The 20,154-nt window shown below is 44.6% G+C and carries 16 protein-coding genes; 10 read left to right on the forward strand and 6 right to left on the reverse strand.

Going from position 1 to position 20,154, the window contains the following annotated elements; all coding sequences use genetic code 11:
* Positions 1-134: 134 nt before the first annotated feature.
* Entirely contained in the window at positions 135-1,052 is a 918-nt protein-coding gene (locus tag ACT3TH_RS09810; RefSeq protein ID WP_444755665.1) for a LysR substrate-binding domain-containing protein, read from the reverse strand.
* A 195-nt stretch (positions 1,053-1,247) separates the two neighbouring features.
* Here ACT3TH_RS09810 and ACT3TH_RS09815 point away from each other — a divergent pair, with 195 nt between their 5' ends.
* From ACT3TH_RS09815 to ACT3TH_RS09845, 7 genes are all read left to right on the forward strand, one after another.
* Positions 1,248-1,688 carry a DoxX family protein gene (locus ACT3TH_RS09815; protein ID WP_444755666.1) on the forward strand — a complete coding sequence of 147 codons (441 nt, stop codon included), beginning with the start codon at positions 1,248-1,250 and terminating at the stop codon, positions 1,686-1,688.
* Between the two features lie 703 nt (positions 1,689-2,391).
* Positions 2,392-4,746, forward strand: coding sequence for a FepA family TonB-dependent siderophore receptor (locus ACT3TH_RS09820; RefSeq protein WP_444755667.1), 2,355 nt, complete (start codon positions 2,392-2,394; stop codon positions 4,744-4,746).
* 417 nt (positions 4,747-5,163) lie between these two features.
* Positions 5,164-6,294: an NAD(P)-dependent alcohol dehydrogenase gene (locus ACT3TH_RS09825; protein ID WP_444755668.1), complete on the forward strand. Its 1,131-nt coding sequence runs from the start codon at positions 5,164-5,166 to the stop codon at positions 6,292-6,294.
* Between the two features lie 340 nt (positions 6,295-6,634).
* Positions 6,635-8,191, forward strand: coding sequence for an ABC transporter substrate-binding protein (locus tag ACT3TH_RS09830; RefSeq protein ID WP_444755669.1), 1,557 nt, complete (start codon positions 6,635-6,637; stop codon positions 8,189-8,191).
* 235 nt (positions 8,192-8,426) lie between these two features.
* Positions 8,427-9,365, forward strand: coding sequence for an ABC transporter permease (locus tag ACT3TH_RS09835; protein WP_444755670.1), 939 nt, complete (start codon positions 8,427-8,429; stop codon positions 9,363-9,365).
* Between the two features lie 42 nt (positions 9,366-9,407).
* Positions 9,408-10,211, forward strand: a complete 804-nt coding sequence (locus ACT3TH_RS09840) for an ABC transporter permease (protein WP_444755671.1) — start codon at positions 9,408-9,410, stop codon at positions 10,209-10,211.
* Complete coding sequence (locus tag ACT3TH_RS09845) at positions 10,208-11,683, forward strand: ABC transporter ATP-binding protein (protein ID WP_444755672.1); 1,476 nt, start codon at positions 10,208-10,210, stop codon at positions 11,681-11,683. Before ACT3TH_RS09840 ends, ACT3TH_RS09845 begins: the two co-directional genes overlap by 4 nt.
* Positions 11,684-11,845: 162 nt before the next feature.
* Here ACT3TH_RS09845 and ACT3TH_RS09850 read toward each other — a convergent pair whose 3' ends face one another.
* Complete coding sequence (locus tag ACT3TH_RS09850) at positions 11,846-12,745, reverse strand: NAD(P)/FAD-dependent oxidoreductase (protein WP_444755673.1); 900 nt, start codon at positions 12,743-12,745, stop codon at positions 11,846-11,848.
* A 114-nt stretch (positions 12,746-12,859) separates the two neighbouring features.
* On the opposite strand from ACT3TH_RS09850, the gene ACT3TH_RS09855 reads away from it, so the two are divergent.
* The gene (locus ACT3TH_RS09855) at positions 12,860-13,270 is read left to right on the forward strand and encodes an Rrf2 family transcriptional regulator (RefSeq protein ID WP_444755674.1); all 411 of its coding nucleotides are present in this window, start codon (positions 12,860-12,862) and stop codon (positions 13,268-13,270) included.
* Positions 13,271-13,438: 168 nt separating this feature from the next.
* On the opposite strand, the gene ACT3TH_RS09860 is transcribed toward ACT3TH_RS09855, so the two are convergent.
* Together ACT3TH_RS09860 and ACT3TH_RS09865 are read right to left on the reverse strand one after the other, a co-directional pair.
* Complete coding sequence (locus ACT3TH_RS09860; protein WP_444755675.1) at positions 13,439-14,776, reverse strand: basic amino acid/polyamine antiporter; 1,338 nt, start codon at positions 14,774-14,776, stop codon at positions 13,439-13,441.
* Positions 14,777-14,786: 10 nt separating this feature from the next.
* Complete coding sequence (locus tag ACT3TH_RS09865) at positions 14,787-15,698, reverse strand: homocysteine S-methyltransferase family protein (protein WP_444755701.1); 912 nt, start codon at positions 15,696-15,698, stop codon at positions 14,787-14,789.
* A 429-nt stretch (positions 15,699-16,127) separates the two neighbouring features.
* On the opposite strand from ACT3TH_RS09865, the gene ACT3TH_RS09870 reads away from it, so the two are divergent.
* Positions 16,128-17,192 (forward strand): 2,3-butanediol dehydrogenase, encoded by a 1,065-nt coding sequence (locus ACT3TH_RS09870; RefSeq protein ID WP_444755676.1) that lies wholly within the window; start codon positions 16,128-16,130, stop codon positions 17,190-17,192.
* A gap of 156 nt (positions 17,193-17,348) precedes the next feature.
* Here the strand turns inward: ACT3TH_RS09870 and ACT3TH_RS09875 are convergent, their stop codons facing one another.
* Both ACT3TH_RS09875 and ACT3TH_RS09880 read right to left on the reverse strand, forming a co-directional pair.
* Positions 17,349-17,519 (reverse strand): hypothetical protein, encoded by a 171-nt coding sequence (locus tag ACT3TH_RS09875; RefSeq protein WP_444755677.1) that lies wholly within the window; start codon positions 17,517-17,519, stop codon positions 17,349-17,351.
* An 18-nt stretch (positions 17,520-17,537) separates the two neighbouring features.
* Positions 17,538-18,533, reverse strand: a complete 996-nt coding sequence (locus tag ACT3TH_RS09880; protein WP_444755678.1) for a phosphatase PAP2 family protein — start codon at positions 18,531-18,533, stop codon at positions 17,538-17,540.
* 343 nt (positions 18,534-18,876) lie between these two features.
* Here ACT3TH_RS09880 and ampC point away from each other — a divergent pair, with 343 nt between their 5' ends.
* On the forward strand, positions 18,877-20,061 hold the full coding sequence (ampC, locus tag ACT3TH_RS09885; RefSeq protein WP_444755679.1) for a class C beta-lactamase: 1,185 nt from the start codon (positions 18,877-18,879) through the stop codon (positions 20,059-20,061).
* Positions 20,062-20,154: the final 93 nt, after the last annotated feature.

The following is a 20,154-nucleotide window of genomic DNA, read 5'->3' on the forward strand; positions in this document are numbered from 1 at the left end:
AATAAGCTAACGCGTGACTGAAACACGTTTTTCTTGCTTGCTTGCTGTGCCTTCGCCGGCAGAGGCTGCGCAAAACGTATTTCAGCCGCGCTGAGTCTATTTTATTTAGGATCAACGATCAAACAGCAGTACTATTATTTATTTGGTATTGGTTCATCCCAATAGGGCGGTGAACCGTAATATCCTTCAATGAAATCAATAAAACATCTAATTTTATGTGGCAGTAGTTTTCTATGAGCATACACCGCATATAACCCTAGCGTCTCGGGTTCATAGTTAGGCAATATTATAACAAGCTCGCCTCGACTAAGTGCCTCGCTTGCAATAAATGTTGGTTGTAGTGCCAAACCTGCACCTGCTATGGCGGCATTGACGAGCAGATCTCCGTTATTACTACTCAGCTCCCCACTAAGCTGACCACCCTCTGTCCCTAACCATTGATAAATGGCTTCTTTAGCATTTCTCTCCATATAACTGTAATGCAAATAGCGATGATTTCTTAGGTCTTCAGGTCTGTTCGGTGTGCCATGCTTTTCGAGATAGTCAGGGGAGGCACACAATATGACGCGAATGGGCGCCACGTATTTAGCAATCAATGAAGAGCTTTTGAGCTGTCCAATACGAAGTGCGATATCAAACCCTTCCTCAACGATATCGACTTTACGATCGGTCAATTGCAAATCAACCATGACAGAAGGATATTTGGTTTGAAAATCAGTGACCAATTGAGCCATGTGTTTTAAAGCAAACGAGACAGGAGCGCTTATTCTTAGCGTGCCTTTCGGATTCTGTTGCAATCCTCCTAGCTTAGATTCCATATCGTCAATACTTAATAAAATTTGCTGCGCATGTTGAAAATAATCAGTACCTGCCTCCGTTAGACTGACTTTACGAGTGGTACGATTGAGCAGACGAATATCAAGTCGTTCCTCTAATTTTGACACGTATTTACTCACCAATTGCGGTGACAATTGCATCGCTGTCGCAGCATTACTGAAACTGCCTTCATTCACGACACACACAAATGCCCGCATTGCATCGATTCTATCCATTATTTATTCTGCCCATTATTCATCCTACCCATTTTCCACGCATCTCTTATCGAAGATAATATTAATACTATTATCAACATTTTGTTGTTAGTTATTTTCCATATCTTATCTTATTCTTTTGCCTCGTTGATAGTAAAGTATCTTGCCCCACTGAGATGGGTCGACCATCCACTACATTTTATAGAGTAATCATAGATGAATACATCAACATTGAATAAAGTCTTAATATCAAATGCTGGGGTAGCAGCGTTGATTCTTCGAGTACCAGTAGGTTTAATTTTGGCAGCACATGGGGCGCAAAAATTATTTGGATGGTTTGATGGTAATGGCTTGGCAGGCACGGCTGGCTGGATGAGCAGTATCGGTCTGGAACCCGGTTATCTGATGGCGATATTAGCAGGTGGTGCCGAGTTTTTTGGTGGTTTGGCTTTGGTACTGGGGTTGTTGACTCGACCAGCGGCAGTGGTTGCAGGATTTACCATGTTGGTGGCGATTTTTTCAGTACATATCGGTAATGGGTTGTTCGCTGCCAATGACGGCTATGAGTATGCGCTGGTACTGTTGGCTGCCTCAGCTTCTTTGGCCATACAGGGCGGTGGTTATCTAAGCCTTGATAATCTTTTGGCAAAAAAATAAAAGTCTAAGTCATGAAAATTTAAGTCATGAAAATCATAAGTCATGATTGCTCATTAGGAATGATGACAATAACTAAGAGCACCAAAGACCAAGAGCACAAAGACTCGCTTGCTAAAAACAGTTTGATACAGACAATCAGCTTTTAAACGTACTAGCGCAGACAGTGTGTCTTGCGCGGTATTTTTATGAAAACATACCCCGTTTTAGATAAACAGCTGTCTACATCGTGTTAATAAAGATTGTGAGTAAAGCGTTTCTAATTGGATGTCAGTTCAAGTACAAGTAATACTAAAAATAGGCTCATTTTAAAATTCTCTCCTAAAGTCATGATAAGCATATCAAAATTTCTTAATTTTATTTACAAATAAGAATAATTATCATTAGTGTTTGTATTATTGTTATAATGTTGCTAAAGTGTGCATTCTTTATTGCCGAACCGTTAATAGCGGTTCGGTCTTGTTGTTTTTAAATGTGAGCTGTATCAATAATCTAGCCATTCAGCTGGTGCCAGTAGCACCCAAAAAGGATCTATTTTCATCTTTTTGACTACACCTTGTTTGTTCGCTTTATCAAAAAATAATCGAGCTCTGGTTGGTCAATTTGCATGATTGTATAGAGTGTGCGTGATGGCACAAAACCTTTTTTCTACCGACACAGCTGAAAGGTATTGATAAAAAACTAAGTACTTTTAGGATTGTTATTTATGCCGATGTTATCAACACCTTCTACCCATAAAAAATCTGTTCGTGCACAAAAACCGCCACGTTTGGTGACTCGTCAAGCGCTCCTGAGTATCGCTATTGCTTCTGTCCTTAGTACGACAGCGTTTGCAGCTGAGAATGATGCGCTTATAGCGCAGCAAACCCCTGTTCAGGAAATCGCTGACTCACAAGACATGCCAAGCACTGAGTTAGATACTATTGTCGTTACCGCCGCCAGAAATGAGTTGGTACAAGCGCCTGGTCTATCTGTTATTAGTGAGGAAGCTATTGAGAAGGCATCGATTTCTAATGATATCTCAGAAATCGTTCGCAAAATGCCAGGGGTTAATCTTTCAGGGTCGTCTACTTCAGGCCAACGCGGTAACCAACGTCAGATCGATATACGGGGCATGGGGCCAAATAACACGCTTATTTTAATTGATGGCCGTCCTGTTACCTCTCGTAATGCGGTGCGTCCTGGCCGTGGAAGCGAGCAGGACACTCGCGGTGACTCACAATGGGTACCGCCAAGCGCTATTGCACGCATCGAGGTGTTGCGAGGTCCAGCAGCGGCGCGTTACGGCTCTGGTAGTATGGGCGGTGTGGTAAATATCATCACCAAGTCTCCAACCGAAAAAGAATTTTCGGTCACAGGCCATTACGAGCTACCAGATAGCGATCTTGAAGGCAAAAACTGGCGCACGAACATCAATATGGCAGGTCCATTGACGGATAAATTGTCTTTCCGTACCACGCTTGGCTATCATGACAGCGAAGGAGATGACCCTTATATCAATGCAGCAGATGCTCAAATTATTGATGACCGCGGTGTGCCAGCAGCCTCTATTGCTGCTGGCCGTGAAGGCGTCGAAAATATAGACGCGCGCCAGCTGTTTGAATATGCCATGGATGCAATGAATACGGTTGGCTTTGAAGTCAACTATAGTAATCAAAGCAACCGCTGGGCGGGTGACTCACAGTTTCAAACGATAAATGATGACTTAGTCAATGCGTTGGCAGGTCAAGAAACCAATAAGATGGAGCGTTATGGTGCTGCATTTACTCACCGCGGTGAGTATGATGATACCAGTAGTAACAGCTATCTGGAGTATACGCGCACTGTTAATGAGCGTCTCAATGAAGGTACTGCTGGTCGTTACGAAGGTGAAATCTCGCAACCTGAAGGAGAGGCAGAATATAATTGGACAAAAGCGACCTATGACACGTTGAATGCAAAATCGGAGTGGGACATCTACTTTGACAAACATACAGTAACGGCTGGTGCAGAATTCCGCGGTGAAAGATTGGATAATCCACTGGTTTCTGCTTTAGAGTTTGATGAAGGTTTTGACTTTGGAGATACTGAGGCCGACCCTTCTAAGCGTGACACTGTGACAGATTCATACCTTATTGGTGCATATTTAGAAGACAACTATCAATTGGCACCTGACTGGTATATCACACCCGGCGTACGTTTTGATTATCATGATCAAACGGGTAGCAACTGGTCACCTAGCCTAAATACTACTTGGAACTTTAGTCCAAACTGGTCAGTGAAAGCGGGCGCAAGTCGCGCGTTTAAGGCACCGTCACTTTACCAGCTTGATCCAAACTATATCTACTATACACGTAGTAACGGTTGCCCATCCAATGTACCACTTGATCAGCGAGGCTGCTATGTCTTGGGTAATCCTGATCTGGAGCATGAAACCTCTTGGAATAAAGAGCTGACCTTTACTTATGAAGACGATGATGGGCTGAACGCAGGATTGACTTACTATCACAATGCTTATGACAATCGTATCGGCGCTGGTGTAGAGCGTGTGGGTGTGGTCGGTGTTGTGGCCGACGGTATTGCCGCAGATCGCTCTGTTTTCCAATGGGAAAACCAAGGCGCTGCGGTCATCGAAGGTCTTGAAGGGTTTGTAAAAGTTCCCGTTACAGATACCGTCACGTGGTCAACCAACTTGACAGGCAATATCCGTTCAGAGCGTAAAGACACAGGTGAGCCATTATCGCTGATTCCTAAATTCACAATGAACTCAAATGTGAATTGGGACATCACGCCGCGCTGGAATACAGACTTTGGAGTGAGCTACTTTGGCACCATCGAAGCACCTGATCTTTCTGTCACGACTGGTGACGCGCTTGATACACTAAAGCTCGATCGTAAGCCATACGCGCTTGCCAATGTTAGCACGCGCTACAATCTAACGGATGACATCACCGTTGGTGCAGGTATTAAAAACCTGTTTGACAAGCAAGTTAAACGAGAAGGGACGACGACGAATGCTGGCGCACGCACGTTCAATGAGCCTGGTCGTTACTATATCTTCAATATCAGCGTTGATTTTTAATGGCTAGATGAATCATTTGTCTAAATCGAAAAAAGGTCTGAGCCATACGCTGAGACCTTTTTTTATGGGGTTTTTTGAGATTAAAGTGACGGTTGTATTTACAAATAAACAAACCAAAACTTGTATCACATAACCTTCTAAAGCTTAATTGTATCGAAAGGGATACTGTGCAAGAAGCTGTCTTGACAGTGACGATGGCGCTCACGTATATTTTAGAAAGACTTACTTTAAAGCATGGACTGTAAAGTAGTCGTTTTAAAAGAGTCTGTTTTAGAAACGATATAACTGGCTAAAAAATACAGTATCTCAGAATAAAAAATGCTCTAGTAGCAAGTACTGCGCTTTAGAGATGGGCGCATACATGCAATGCTTATCAGGGCTAGACTTCATCACATATTATAAAAAAGGATTTGACCCATGAGTACCACAGAATATACCGACATTACCGCTGCCGTCACCCGCGAAAAAGAAGGGCCTTTTACCTTAGAAGAAGCCAAAATTCGTGCGCCCAAAGCGGATGAGGTGTTGGTCAAAATCATTGCAACCGGCATGTGCCATACCGATATGATCGTCCGAGACCAAGACTATCCTGTGCCGCTACCATTGGTATTGGGTCATGAAGGCGCGGGCATAGTCGAAAAGATAGGCCCTTTGGTCAAAGATATTGAAGTTGGCGATCACGTGGTACTGTCTTATGGCTACTGCTCACAATGTAGCTCATGTCACTCAGGCCATGAGGCTTATTGCCAAGAATTTTACCCACGCAATTTTGGCGGCAGCGACATGGAAGGCAATAACGCGATTCAAGATGCTGATGGTAATCCAGTCCATGATCATTTCTTTTCGCAGTCCTCCTTTGCAACCTACGCACTCAGTCTTGAAAGCAATACCATCAAAGTCTCTAAGGATGCACCCATTGAATTGCTTGGCCCATTAGGGTGTGGTATTCAGACAGGTGCAGGCGCTGTGATTAATTCGCTAAAGGTGAGTCCAGGTACAAGCTTTGTGACTTTTGGGGCGGGCGCAGTGGGTCTATCAGCGGTACTTGCCGCACAAGTGGCTGGCGCGACGACCATCATCGCTGTCGATGTCGTACCATCACGACTTGAGCTTGCCAAAGAGCTGGGCGCAACCCACGTCATCAATAGTAAAGAAGAAGACGTGGTCGAAAAAGTACGTGAAATCACAGGGGGCGGCGCATTGTTTGCGCTAGAGTCAACGGGTATTCCTGCTGTCCTGCGCCAAGGTGTCGATTCACTTGCAACGCTCGGTACGATTGGCGTGGTTGGTGCTCCTGCCTTGGGCACTGATGCTGGCTTCGATGTCAATGATTTGCTGCTAGGCGGTAAGTCTATACAAGGGATTGTGGAAGGTGACTCCACGACCAAAATCTTTATCCCGCAGCTAGTAGAGCTGTATCTGCAAGGCCGTTTTGCTTTTGACAAATTGGTCAAATACTATGATTTTGAGGACATCAATCAAGCAGCAAAAGACAGCGAAGATGGTATCACGCTAAAGCCCATCATTCGTATTGCTGACCATGCTTAATACGGTATAAGGCATTTATTTGTAGAACGTTTTACCTAAAAATTTAGTTGTACTAAAAGTAGGACATGCTACTGCTAGAAAGTATCTTTTCTAGCGGCGGTATGTCCTACTTTTTTTGTCTGTAAATTGGCGGCTGTTTTGTTATTCATGTTGAGAGATAGTTGATAAAGGCCGTTAGAAACGTAGAGCTTTAGAATCTTATAGGCCTATTTGATAGCGTCTCTCAACAACCTTTGCTAGCAATAAATGAGAAATCTTTTCACCTTAGTTGTTTACCTTCGCGAGCTTTCGTTATAGTATAACGTTTTTTTTGAAATGTTATACTATAACGGAAAAAATTATGAGAAAGACTGCCTTAATTGCTGTTCTATTAGCACTAGCAGGGTTAGCATGGTATTTCATTGCTGGCGCTAAACCGTCTGATAGTCAGACAGCTTCTACGCCTCAAAGCGATAATCAACAAAACTTGATCGTGGTCACGCCATGGGAGCTCACGTCCATTGATCCAAGTAAGTCGGGATTTATTTTCCAGCGTTTGCAACTTGCCGAAACGCTCGTTGATGCCGCACAAAATGCCGATTTGCAGCCGATGCTTGCGCAAAGCTGGTCTGCCAATGACAAAGGTGATGTGTGGACGTTTGTATTGCGTGATGGCGTTAAGTTCCATGATGGCTCGTCATTAACGGCAGACGACGTGGTAAAAAGTTTGGAGGTGGCGTTAACCAAACCCACGGCGTTGAAGTCTGCGCTTATCTCACAGATTAAAGCCATCGACAGCCAAACGGTCGAGATTACGTTAGAAAAGCCACTGATGTCTCTACCTGCTTATCTCGCTCATGCCACCAGCATTATTTTGGCAACTTCCTCGTTTGACGATAATAATGAAGTAAAAGAGCTGATTGGTACGGGTCCGTATTACGCGACCAAAATTGAGCCGCCACAAAAAATTGAACAAAAAGCGTTTGCGGACTACTGGGGCGAAAAAGCCAAGATCCAAGATGTCACGTATCTGGCCAACAGTCGTAGTGAGACTCGCACCTTACTGGCCCAAAGTAAGCCCAACTATCTCGTATTTACCTTAGATTCCGCAAGCCTTTCGCGCTTGCAGCAAGACCCCAATTTACAAGTCAAATCAAAATCATTGGCGCGTACTATCCAATACAAAGTCAATGCCGAAAACCCTTTATTTAGCGATGTCAATGTTCGCCAAGCACTCAGTGACGCGATTGACAGACAAGGCATTGCCCAGTCTGTGATGCGTGCCGACAACGCCGTGGCCAATCAGATACTGCCGCCCATTTTTAAAGACTGGCAAATCAAAACCGCGACACAAACACCAGATCCACAAGCAATCAAACAACGTCTATTGGACTTGGGGTTTACAGCGGATGCCAATGGCATGCTACAAAAAGATGGCAAGCCGTTTAAATTCACCTTGCGTACTTTTTCAGACCGTCCAGAACTGCCTATTATTGCGACTGCACTGCAAGCCCAGTGGAAAAAAATTGGCGTGGATGTAGACGTGTCCGTGGGTAATTTTTCAGAGATTCCTGCCGGTCACCAAGATGGCACGTTAGAGATGGCGTTATATGCGCGTAACTATGGTATGACGCCTGATCCTGTTGGTTCACTCATAGAAGATTTTGATCCAAAGGGCAGCGATTGGGGCGTCATGAATTGGCAAGACTCTGAACTGACTGAAAGCTTATTAAAGCTGGAGACGACTAAAGACAATGATGTAGCCACCAAGCAACGGGTTTCAAAAATTATTTATGACGAACGTCCTATCGTGCCTGTGGTGTATTACCAACAAAACGCCGCCGCTCATAAGTCCCTAAAAGGCTTAGAGATTGACGGTCTAGAACGTAATTTTTATTTGAACAAACTGTCTTGGTAATTAGGGCATGTCTTCAATTCAATCGATGGTCATCTAAATGGGTTAAAAATGGCTAAATTTTGCCAAACCGCGTCAAATATCTGGTTAATATCTCGATATTATCTACGCTATTTTCCTTGTTTGACTGCAATTTATCTCATTATTGTTCTTATATTGGCACCATTTTTAAAATGAAGACACGCCCTAGCTGTTGCCGTAACTCGCTTTATAAATTTGAAAATAGTGACTCATAGTTATGTTTAAGTATATTTTGCAGCGTTTATTACAACTGGTCTTTGTCGTATGGTCGGTTGGCACCTTGACATTTATTTTGACTCGTAGCTTACCGGGGGACATGGCTTACCGCATTGCAGCCAGTCGCTACGGTTACGATCAGACGGATGCAGCCGCAGCCGCGATGGTACGAGCTGAGCTTGGTTTGGACAAGCCGTGGTGGCAAAGCTATTTTGACTGGTTGATAGATTTGGCGCAGTTTAATTTAGGGCATTCATTGGTGAGTGGTGAGGCGGTATGGACTGAGATTGCGCATCAATTTGGACATACTCTAGCATTGGCGCTAGCCGCATTGGCTTTATCGCTGATCATTGGGCCGCCCTTGGGTCTGCTTGCTGCTCAAAGACCAAGCGGGATATTTGATCGTTTGACCTTGGTGGTGAGTACGGCATTGCGTTCTGTGCCCGTTTTTATTATCGGTATTGCTCTGATTACGCTACTTGCCGTACAAGTAAAGTGGTTACCAGCGGCAGGGTATGGTACGCCGCAACATTATATTTTGCCAGCGTTGACGTTGGCGATTGGTCTGGCGGCAGTGTCAGTCCGCGTCAGCCGTCATGCGATGGTACAGGTGCAAACGTCAGAATATTATCAGTTTGCCCAGTTAAAAGGTCTTAGTAAATGGACTTCGTTTTGTCGACATGGACTGCGTAATGTGGCCATTCCAATTTTGGCCTATCATTCTGTTCAACTGGTTTATTTGGTGGAAGGGGTTGTGATTGTGGAGAGTTTGTTTGCGTGGCCGGGTAGTGGTCATGCCTTGGTACATGCGATTGTCGCTCGTGATGTGCCGATGATACAAGGCACCGCGCTGATCATGGGCGCTATGTTTGTGGTGCTAAACATGGTGGTGGACTTATTAAGTGGTTTGATTGATCCACGTATTGATTTAGCACGTTAACTTTTATCACAAACTCACATATAAACTAGGAAAGCCAACGTCATGAATGTTTTGAAGTTATTTGACAAACTGCAACCTGCACAACGTTTTGGAGTTATTTTACTCCTCTTATTAGTAGTGTTTGCCTTTTTACAGCCTATTTATTACCCAATAGACGCTAATATCCAAGATCTGGGTGGCATGTTGCAGTCATCGAGTGCCAGCCACTGGTTTGGCACAGACCATTTTGGGCGAGATATGCTGGCAAGGGTGGCATCCGCTATTCGTTTGTCGTTTTCGCTGATTATATTGTCAGTCAGTTTTGCGTTGTTTTTCGGATTATTACTGGGGGTATTAAGCGGTTACTTTGGCGGCTGGATAGACTTTGTCTGCCGGTTTTTGTGTGACATTGTCATGGCATTACCGGGCCTGTTGTTTGTCTTGCTGTTCGCCGCCATTGCACCCAACAGCTTTTGGTCATTATATCTTGGGATTTCATTGGTGCTATGGGTGGAGTTTTTTCGTATGGTGCGAGCCATGACGCAAACGATTGCCAGCAGCCGCGAGATTGAATCCTCACGTTTGATGGGCATGGACTTCTTTTATTGTTTTAAACGTCATTTTTTACCTAAGATTTTGCCGGTTATCGCGACGCTCAGTGCGTTTGCCGCTGGCAATGCGGTACTGGCTCTTGCCACATTGGGCTTTATTAATGTGGGTTTGCGTCCGCCTACGGCTGAGCTTGGATTGATGATGACTGAGTTGTTTCCTTACTATTATCAAGCACCCTTTGTTTTTCTACAGCCTATTATTGCCGTATTTATTTTGGTATTAAGCTTACAATTAATCTCAGGGAAAACAAAATGATAGAACAAGCAGCAGCACAACAACCATCTATAGAAGAATCGTCGATTAAGGACTCATTAAAAAACATCTTGGTACAAACGGATAATGTATCTGTGTTTACCAAGTCTGGACAAAACTTGGTTGAGCCTATCAGTTTGACGCTACATAAAGGACAGAACGTCACTATCTTAGGTGAAACAGGTTCAGGTAAAAGTTTGCTGGCTCAAGCCATCATGGGCGCATTGCCCGATGAATTGGTCAGTCAAGGTGATATCTTGATTGAAAACCAAACGCTAGACAAGCAGCAGCTTCGTGAGTACTGGGGCAGACGTATAGCGATGTTGCCGCAAGAGCCTAGCCGTTCTCTTAACCCCACCATGACTATGCTCGACCAAGTTTGGGAAAGCCTATTTTTTGTGGCCAAAAAAGACAACACGACCAGTAAGCAGTTGGCAAAAGAAAAAATCGATAGCTTGGGACTGGCAAAATCGGCAGATTATTATCCACATGAGTTGTCAGGCGGTATGGCACAGCGCGCCTCTTTTGCGATTGCTACCTCGGGCGGCGCGTATATCGTGATTGCAGATGAGCCGACCAAAGGTTTGGATGAAGCCAACAAACAAGCGGTCATCAGTTTATTAAGAAGAGTTGCCGAAAATGGCGGCACGCTTTTGACCATTACTCATGATATCGATGTGGCAAGATCATTAAGTGGCGGTGCCAGTGACCGTATGATAGTCATGAAAAAAGGTAAGCTGCTAGAAGAAGGCAATGGCGAACAGGTGCTCAATCAACCCACATCAGACTATGCCAAACAATTAATCGCTGCTGCTCCTCACAACTGGCAAAGCCAGGACAGAACTGTTATTCAAGACAGCCCTTTGCTCACTGTCCAAGACTTGAGTCTGGCGCGTGGCAAACGGGTGTTGTTTAAGGGCTTAAATTTTAGCCTGCAAAAAGCGGAAGTATTGGGGGTGATTGGCGGCAGTGGTATCGGTAAAAGCTCGTTGGGCGATACATTATGTGGCTTGCTACAACCTGCCAGCGGCGCTATCACTTGGCAACAGAAACCAAAGAGCCATCAGGTGCTAAAATTGTATCAAGACCCACCAGCCGCTTTTGCTTCGCATGTGCCACTACAAACCTTGCTAAATGACGTGATTAAAAAGCATCGATTGGATGCCAGTCGCGTGCCTTATTTATTGGAGCAATTAAAACTTGATGAGCGTATTCTCACTCGCAATGCGTTGAATGTGTCGGGTGGCGAATTGCAGCGTGTGGCTATCTTACGGGCGTTGTTGTTTAATCCTGTATTGCTATTTGCCGATGAGGTTACATCCAGACTAGACCCGATTACCCAAAAAGAAACGCTGGATTTGCTCGTAACTCAGTGCAAAGCGCAAGATTGTACATTGGTTATGGTCAGTCACGATCACTACGTAATGCGCCATTACTGTCATCAGGTCATTGATTTGGAGACATTGGCAATATAATAGCTGATAAATTGGCTTCTCAGGCTAAACATACTCACATAAAAAGAAGTCCAAAAAATGGTCGTTTTTTGGACTTCTTCATATTTACTAGCTTATTAAGAAATGTAGATAAGACAATCCGTTAGACATAAAGGCAAAGCAAGCAACTTTTCTAAGTGAGCGTTATCTATTAAAAATCAATGATCGATGCGCTCCTACACCAGCCATTGTGCCTGACATAACAGCTAGGGTTCCGCTTTGCATAGCGTTGGATAAATCACCAGCGACGAAGACGCCTTTTACTGAACTTTCTTTAAAATCATTGACTGTGACGACAGTGCCCATCGGCGTCTCTACGGTTTCAAGGTTTAGCATTTCGATCAGTGGTGACGCTACTATCGCTTTGGGCGCAACATATAATCCTTCAATGAGGATTGTGCGACCATCCTCCAGCAAAACATGCTGAATGTGTTCCCCGTCTCCGACCACATAAGTAATGGGGCTTTCTTCTATGACGACGCCGCGACTGATGAGATGATCCAGTACCTCGCCCTCAGGCTTGAACTGTCCTTGCGTAAAAAGGGTGGTTGCGCCCCAATCAGGAATCATTGCCGCTTGATGATAGGCCATCTCGCTCGTCGCCAATACGCCAAGAGATCGATCCTTTAATTCATAGCCGTGGCAATAGGGGCAATGAATCACGCTCTTTCCCCAATGTTCTTTTACACCAGGAATATCAGGAAGCTGGTCTGTAATGCCTGTTGTTAAAATCAGTTTTTTTGCATAGTATGTCGCGCCATTTTTTAGTGTGACACAAAATCCCTCTGGTATTTTATCAACCTTGGTAGCCATCTCTTCTACAAGATGAAAGGTTGGATAGTCGCTTAATTGAGACAATGCCGTTGTGCGAATCTGTGCAGGTGTTTTGCCATCCGAACCAAAGATACCATGAGAGGTTTTTGCAAAGCGATTGCGCGGTGAGTTGGCGTCTATTAGCGCCACATGACGGCGACCACGAACCAGTTGCATGGCTGCAGACAGACCCGCAAAACTGCCGCCTACAATAATCACATCTATTTTCATATTGAACTCACTATTGTTAAAGAATTTTTATTGTTACATGAAAATTAAGCGATGGCAATCATGTAATAGTAAAAGTTTCATGATATAGTTAATGTTTATTATTTAGGATGCCAGATGAGAAAAGATAGCCGACTCTCCCGCGCTTTACATGTACTAGTACATCTCAATGACGCTGATAAACCTGTCACCTCAGAGACAATAGCAGAAATGCTATCAACCAACCCCGTAGTAGTCAGGCGTATGCTGGCGTTGCTGCGCGATCAGGAATATGTTCACTCAACCAAAGGGCATAATGGCGGCTGGGTGCTTGCCAAGCCTTTAGGGAGCATTACGCTATTAGATATTCATAACGCTTTTGGGGACAGTTCACTTTTTACAGTTGGTTTGACTGACGAACATACCAACTGCCCAATAGAAATTGCGGTTAATAATGCGCTAAAAGAGGTCATGGATGAAGCGGAAAAATTAATGTTGAAGCGCTTTGGTGATATTCATTTGAGTGTGCTAGAAGAAGCGTTTAGATAGAGACATGGTAAGTAAAACTAAAAGGGTATTTAGACCTAAAACAATCGTTTAACTGCCATAAATAACGTATAAAAAAAGCCCAAAAAACGACCGTTTTTTGGACTTCTTTTTTATATTAAACCAACCACGAGTATTCAAACTTACGTTCTATTTTATCAGTTTTAGCTATTAGCGCGATTGTTTCAACATCCGTTGCCGATACTGATAGCGGCTATAATAAAAAATTGCCAAGCCGGGTATGTATAGCAGCAAGGACAATAGCAAATTATCAACGCCTGCCGCATAAATCAGCCAAACGCCATACACACTTGCGCCAAGACCGATGGCTTTGATATGCCAGCGCTCTGACTGTTGGAATGAGACTTTTACCAAGTATGCGCCCACCAAAAAGTAAGGGATAAGAATCATAGAGGTGGAGAGCACGACTAAGGTATTGTAGCCCTCACCAGTCAAAAAAATCATTAACAAACACAGCTGTACGGTCAAGCTGGTGAGCATCAGTGACGCGTAGGGCGTGCCTTGCTTATTTTGTCTAGTGAAAATACGCGGGAACGCATCATATTTGGCCGCTGTATAAGGCACTTCGGCCGAGTAAAGAATCCAGCTTAAGTAAGACGCCAGTACCGAGACGATAAGCCCAATACTGATCACCCATTTGCCCACGCTACCTGTCATCTGCGCCATGATTCCTGCCATTGACGGGTTGCTCAAAGCGGCAACATCAACGCGGCTCATTACTCCAAGCGAGAGCAGGGTGATGGCGATATACAGCACCAATGCCAAAATCACCCCGATATACGTGGCGCGCCCGATATCAGAACGCTTTTTTGCGCGTAGCGATAAGACAATCGCGCCTTCTATACCCGTAAACACCCACAAAGTAATGAGCATGGTGTTTTTTACTTGATCCATAAACGGTGTATTTAAGGTTTCACCTGCGCGGTCGGTATTATAGGTCTGTATATCAAAGGCATAATAGGCAAACACAATAAAAGCAATGAGTGGTAAGCTTTTGGCCAAGGTGGCAAGCAAATTAATAAGAGCGGCTTGTTTGACGCCGCGCAGTACCAAATAATGAACCAGCCACAAAATAGCAGACTCGCCTGCAAGCGCCCACAAGGTATTGCCTTCACCAAAAATAATACTATTGGGCGTATCCACAAAACTGCCCAATGCTGCAAACGCTACCACCAGATAGCCTACTACGCCAATGGTGGCACACAGCCAATAACCCCATGCCGAAAAGAAGCCTGCCAAGTCTCCAAATCCTGTTTTGGCATAGGTATAAATACCACCATCTAACTCAGGCTTGAGGCGCGATAAGTGTAAAAAGCAGCCAGCGAGGAACAAAATCCCCACGCCTGTGATCAGCCATGCGGCGATAATGGCATTCACCCCTGCGACTTCTGCCATGTTTTGCGGCAAACTGAAAATGCCAGCACCAACCATCGAGCTGAACACGATGGCAGTGAGCATGGTTAACCCAATTTTCTGTCCATTTTGCATCGTGCTGTCTCTATGTTGTGGAAGTACCTGTAAAATGCTGGCTTAATACTTCAATGTGCTCGGGGCCAATACCGCAGCAGCCGCCAATCAATGAAGCGCCTTGGTCTTGCCATTTCTTAGCCCAGACCAGATAGGCAGGCGGCGTCAAATCATCGCGTACTTCATCGAGGCCATCATTGGCAGTGGCGTCTTTTGGCTGCGGTGGAAAAGCATTGGCATAAGCGCCAAGCTTGATCTGCTGCGCGTTTTTGTCTTGCAAGGTGGTTTGCGCGACGTCTAACGCTTGATCAATCACTTCAGGCTGGCAGCAGTTGAAAAGGATGGCCTCAATATCAAGACCAGCCAGTGTCGCTACCGCTTCTTGCACCGTTTCTCCTGAGCGCAAGCGTGGTACATCAAGATGCTCACTGTCCTCCAGCGTAAATGACACCCAAAGTGGCTTACGATCCGTATCTAATGTGTTCAATAGTTCACGGATAGCAACCGACTCGGCGATTAAACTTTGGGTTTCAGCCAACCAAAAGTCCACGTGCGGAGCTAAGCCTTTAATAAGCGGGGTGGCGATGTCTTCTACGTGATCAGCATCGAACAAGTCAGCACGGTATGAGCCAAACAATGGCGGGATAGAACCAGCTACCTTGGTCGCTGTGCCTTCTAACGCGACTGCTGCACGTGCCATTTCTCCCGCTGACGTTGCCAAGTCTTGCGCCTGACTGGCAAAGCGTTCATCGCCAATATGAAAGGGTACTAACGCGTAGCTATTGGTAGTGATGACGCCAGCGCCGCTTTGGATAAAGGCACGGTGGACATCGCGGACGATTTCTGGTGCTTCTATCATTGCCAGCGCCGACCACTCAGGCTGGCGAAATGGAGCGCCGCGTTTTGCCAACTCTCGTCCCATGCCGCCGTCAAGAATTGTGATTGAATTGGTTGACATAATAAGTCCTTCTTTGTTGTAAATAGACGTCTCTACTGTGGCTCTGTTTTGAGAAGTAGAATTATTTAGAGGGTCGAAATACTAGGCGTAATAAAGAAGATATGCAACCAAAAGTTTGGCAACATTGAAAACTTATCACCTTTACTGTTTTATTCTCTCAACAGTGATTTGCCCTTTACTGTCTCTCGCAAATTGTCCATGATTGTTTTATAGATTATAAGTAGTTAGCAGATGATTCAACACGGTCATGTAACAGCAGATAGTGATTGATATTAGCTAGGAGGCTAAGCACCTTTATCAGCATTGCTTTTGACCAGCAACAGCGTATAGTTGTAGAGTTGATAACCCAACTTTCATCTGGGAATTACGTTATCGAGCAACCCTCGTTGTGTACACTCATCAAAGGAGCATGATATGAAAGCAGCACGTTTTTATGACAAAGGTGACATCCGTATCGAAGATATCCCGGAGCCTACCGTTGAGGCGGGTACTGTCGGTATCGACGTGGCATGGTGCGGTATTTGTGGGACGGATTTGCATGAATTTATGGAGGGGCCTATTTTTATCCCTCCTTGTGGTCACCCACATCCCATCTCGGGAGAGTCTGCGCCTATCACAATGGGGCACGAGTTCTCAGGAGTAGTATACGAAGTCGGCGAAGGCGTTGATGATATCGAAGTTGGGCAACATGTGGTGGTTGAGCCGTATATCATTGCTGATGATGTGTCCACTGCTGAGGGCGAAAACTATCACTTATCAGAAAATATGAATTTTATTGGTCTGGGTGGACGCGGAGGTGGCTTGTCTGAAAAAATCGCGGTCAAACGCCGCTGGGTACATCCTATCTCAAATGATATTCCCTTGGATCAAGCAGCCCTTATTGAGCCATTGTCTGTAGGCTATCATGCCTTTGTCCGTAGTGGCGCGCAGGCAGGTGATGTGGCGTTGGTCGGCGGCGGTGGCCCAATTGGTTTATTATTATCAGCGGTTTTAAAAGCCAAAGGTTTGACCGTCATCCTCACAGAGCTGAGCGCCAAGCGTAAAGAAAAAGCCTACGATAGCGGCGTTGCTGATTATATCTTAGACCCTACCGAAGTGGATTTAAAAGAAGAGGTGATGAAAATTACCGACAATCGCGGCGCGGACGTAGCGTTTGAATGTACCAGTGTCAACGCGGTGCTCGACTCATTGGTTGAGCTGACCAAACCTGCTGGCGTGGTGGTTATTGTCTCTATTTGGAGTCATCCAGCCTCCATCAACGTCCATAGTGTGGTGATGAAAGAGCTGGATATTCGTGGCACCATTGGCTATGTGAATAATCACAAAGACACCATCAAGCTGGTCGAAGATGGTTTGGTTGATCTTGAGCCGTTTATTACTCAGCGTATTAAGCTCGATGATTTGATTTCAGAAGGGTTTGAAACGCTAATTCACAACAATGAGTCTGCGGTAAAAATAATCGTGAATCCAAATTTATAAGCGATATGTTTGATTAAAATTGGCTTTGTAGAGTCAGTTAAGAAAACCAAAAAGCGTCATCTATTCGGATGGCGCTTTTTTTGCTAGTTTTTTGACTGTATATACCGTGATTGGCTAGTTGAAAATCGCTGAGCATTTTATGCGCTTTAATGCGACTTAAGAAACTAATTCACGCATTTTGGGGTGTTGTCTCAAGCCTTTGCTGCCGTGAGGCATGCTATTCCTGAAGGTTTGGGAAATAAAAATATCATCCTTGGTGATGGATGCGATGAGTGTAATGAGTTCTTTGGGAATAATTAATATTTTATGCACTTTAATATGGCCCATTCTATTCAATCCCCACCACTACCCAAGCAGCGGAAACTGATAGATAGTGGCGTATAAAAAGGTTGCGACTAGCACAGCAACGACGCTGAACCACACCATATATCGCTGAGGGGCTGACCATACGATGCGCCAATTGATTTTACCTCGGGTCGTCAGCCATTCCATCAAACTAATGGCAATCGTCAGCCATAATGTCCCCACCAAAAATCCACCCATGATATCGCTGAGATAATGTTCATTTAACACAATTCGGCTCAATCCTATGAGTAGGCATAATAAAATCGCGAGCGACAATGTCCGCACTTGGCGAATAAAGCTTTGGCTAAAACGAATCGCCATATAAGCGAGAAACCCATAAAGCGCGATACTGATGGTCGCATGACCGCTGGGAAAAGAGTAAGTGTGCTCCATCAGCAAAATATCTATCGGTCGCGCCCGTTGAAAAACCATCTTGCTCAAAAACGTAAAGGTGGTACTACCGATGATTGAGATCAGTAGTCCAATCAATATATAAGGCTGGCGTACTACGGCGCAGAGGATTGCCATCAGTAGAATGATTAAGCAAGTAACTGGTGTGGAGCCTAGGCTAGTGATGAAAATAAATGCAGGGACAATACTTGAGTCTTGTAGCACACTCATATGCTGCGACACAAACAGGTCGGTGGTCACAATAGAGTCTGCCTCCACGACATCCTCAACCAACCCTGCAAACAGCGCCAAAACATATATATTTAAGAGTGTCAAAACGGTGAGTATCAAGCCAGAAAAGTGACCACGGGCAAAGCGCTCTGTGATAAAGCCGAATAGCGCTGGGTACTTATGCTGTATACGCACCATCAGTGATAGGCGTGCAATATGTCTGCGCAACCAAAGCTCGCCGCGAGAGAGCAGCGCCAATAGGCGCTTACCATAGCGAATCAATAAGTGCTGGATCAGCCATAATAGCGCCATCGTTAAAATAAGCACCATGCCCAAGCTGACTAGCTGAGGGTGTTGTTCAATGAGAGCAATCATGGATAGCCTATTCCTTTATTGTGGCTGATAAGGCACTAAATCATGTGCTTACTATGGCGGTTAAATACAGTAATCGAAGTTCAAGGCATACTCGCTAGCCGCCCAGTCTAAATCATCGGCTGATACTGTAGCAAACCATACACGCATTGCTGTCTGGTTTTCTTTACGGTATGTCGTTATTTAAAAGCTTTACGCCATTTAATACTATTTTTATATCAGCAGTAAGCGGACATCTTTCTAAAGCAAAAATTGCAAAAAATAGGGTGCTAAAAAGCGGTTAAAACTGTTACCTTGAGCATTCATCTTCTCTTTAATATTCATAGACGCTATAAGTAAATATCTAATGAAAATATCCGCTCAAACAACCTTTGCCAGTCTAACGTTTAGCCTGTTGATGTCAACGTTGCTCTTTTCTGGAACGGCTCAGGCAGCAGACCCTATTGTCTCAAATGATTGCTTAAAGAATGAAGTCGATAAGCAAGCCGAGCGCCTAATGACGGAACATCAAATTTCCGGTATGGCGTTTGGGGTTATTATCGATGGTAAGTCATATTTTTACAATTATGGTCTGGCTGACAAACAGCGCAAGACACCAGTATCAGAGGACACCATTTTTGAGCTGGGTTCTGTGAGTAAAACCTTTACGGCAACCCTTGCTAGTTATGCGGAGTTAAATGGCGCATTGTCGCTGGATGATACAGCGGATAAATATATTCCATACCTAAAAAACAGCGACATTGGCAACACAAAGCTTATCAACCTAGCGACTTATAGTGCAGGTGGGTTACCGCTACAAGTGCCAGAAGATATTAAAAACGACAAAGAGTTGCTGCGATACTATAAATCTTGGCAACCAGAGTTTCCTGTTAACTCAGCACGCTTGTATTCTAATACAAGCATTGGGCTGTTTGGACATATAGCGGCCTTGAGTATGGACAGCGACTATACCGAGCTGATGGAAAACACTATATTGCCTTCACTCAAGATGACTAATACGTTCGTGGATGTGCCTGCTGACAAAATGGCGGATTATGCGTTTGGTTATAATGCGGCAGGCGAACCTGTCAGAGTCAATCCTGGCCTATTGGATGCAGAAGCCTATGGCATCAAATCAACCAGTGCAGATATGACGCGCTATATGGCAGCAAATATGGGACTGGTGCCTTTGGATAGCCAAATGCAGCAAGCATTAAACAACAACAGAAAAGGCTACTATCAAACAAAGCACTTCACGCAAGGGCTGGCATGGGAGATGTACCCTTTGCCTATGACGTTACCAGTGCTTGTCGAGGGTAATTCGACAGAAACCATTTTAAATCCTCAGCCCATACAAGTAAATGAGCCACCAACCCCTGTGATGAATAATGTATGGGTCAATAAAACTGGATCTACCAATGGTTTTGGTGCTTATATGGCTTATGTACCTGCCAAAAAAACAGGCATCGTCATTTTGGCAAATAAAAACTACCCCAATACTGAACGCGTTGAGGCAGCTTATAGGATTTTAGAGAGTGTAGTAAATCACTGACACTTAGCTAGGCATAGGATGTTTATAGTCAGGTGAATATAATAGAGCATCAGCGGAGCTGGGATAAATTTTTCGTAGCCTTTATTTGCATAG

The sequence above is a fragment of the Psychrobacter sp. AOP22-C1-C5 genome, from assembly GCF_052378885.1.
GTDB lineage: Bacteria > Pseudomonadota > Gammaproteobacteria > Pseudomonadales > Moraxellaceae > Psychrobacter.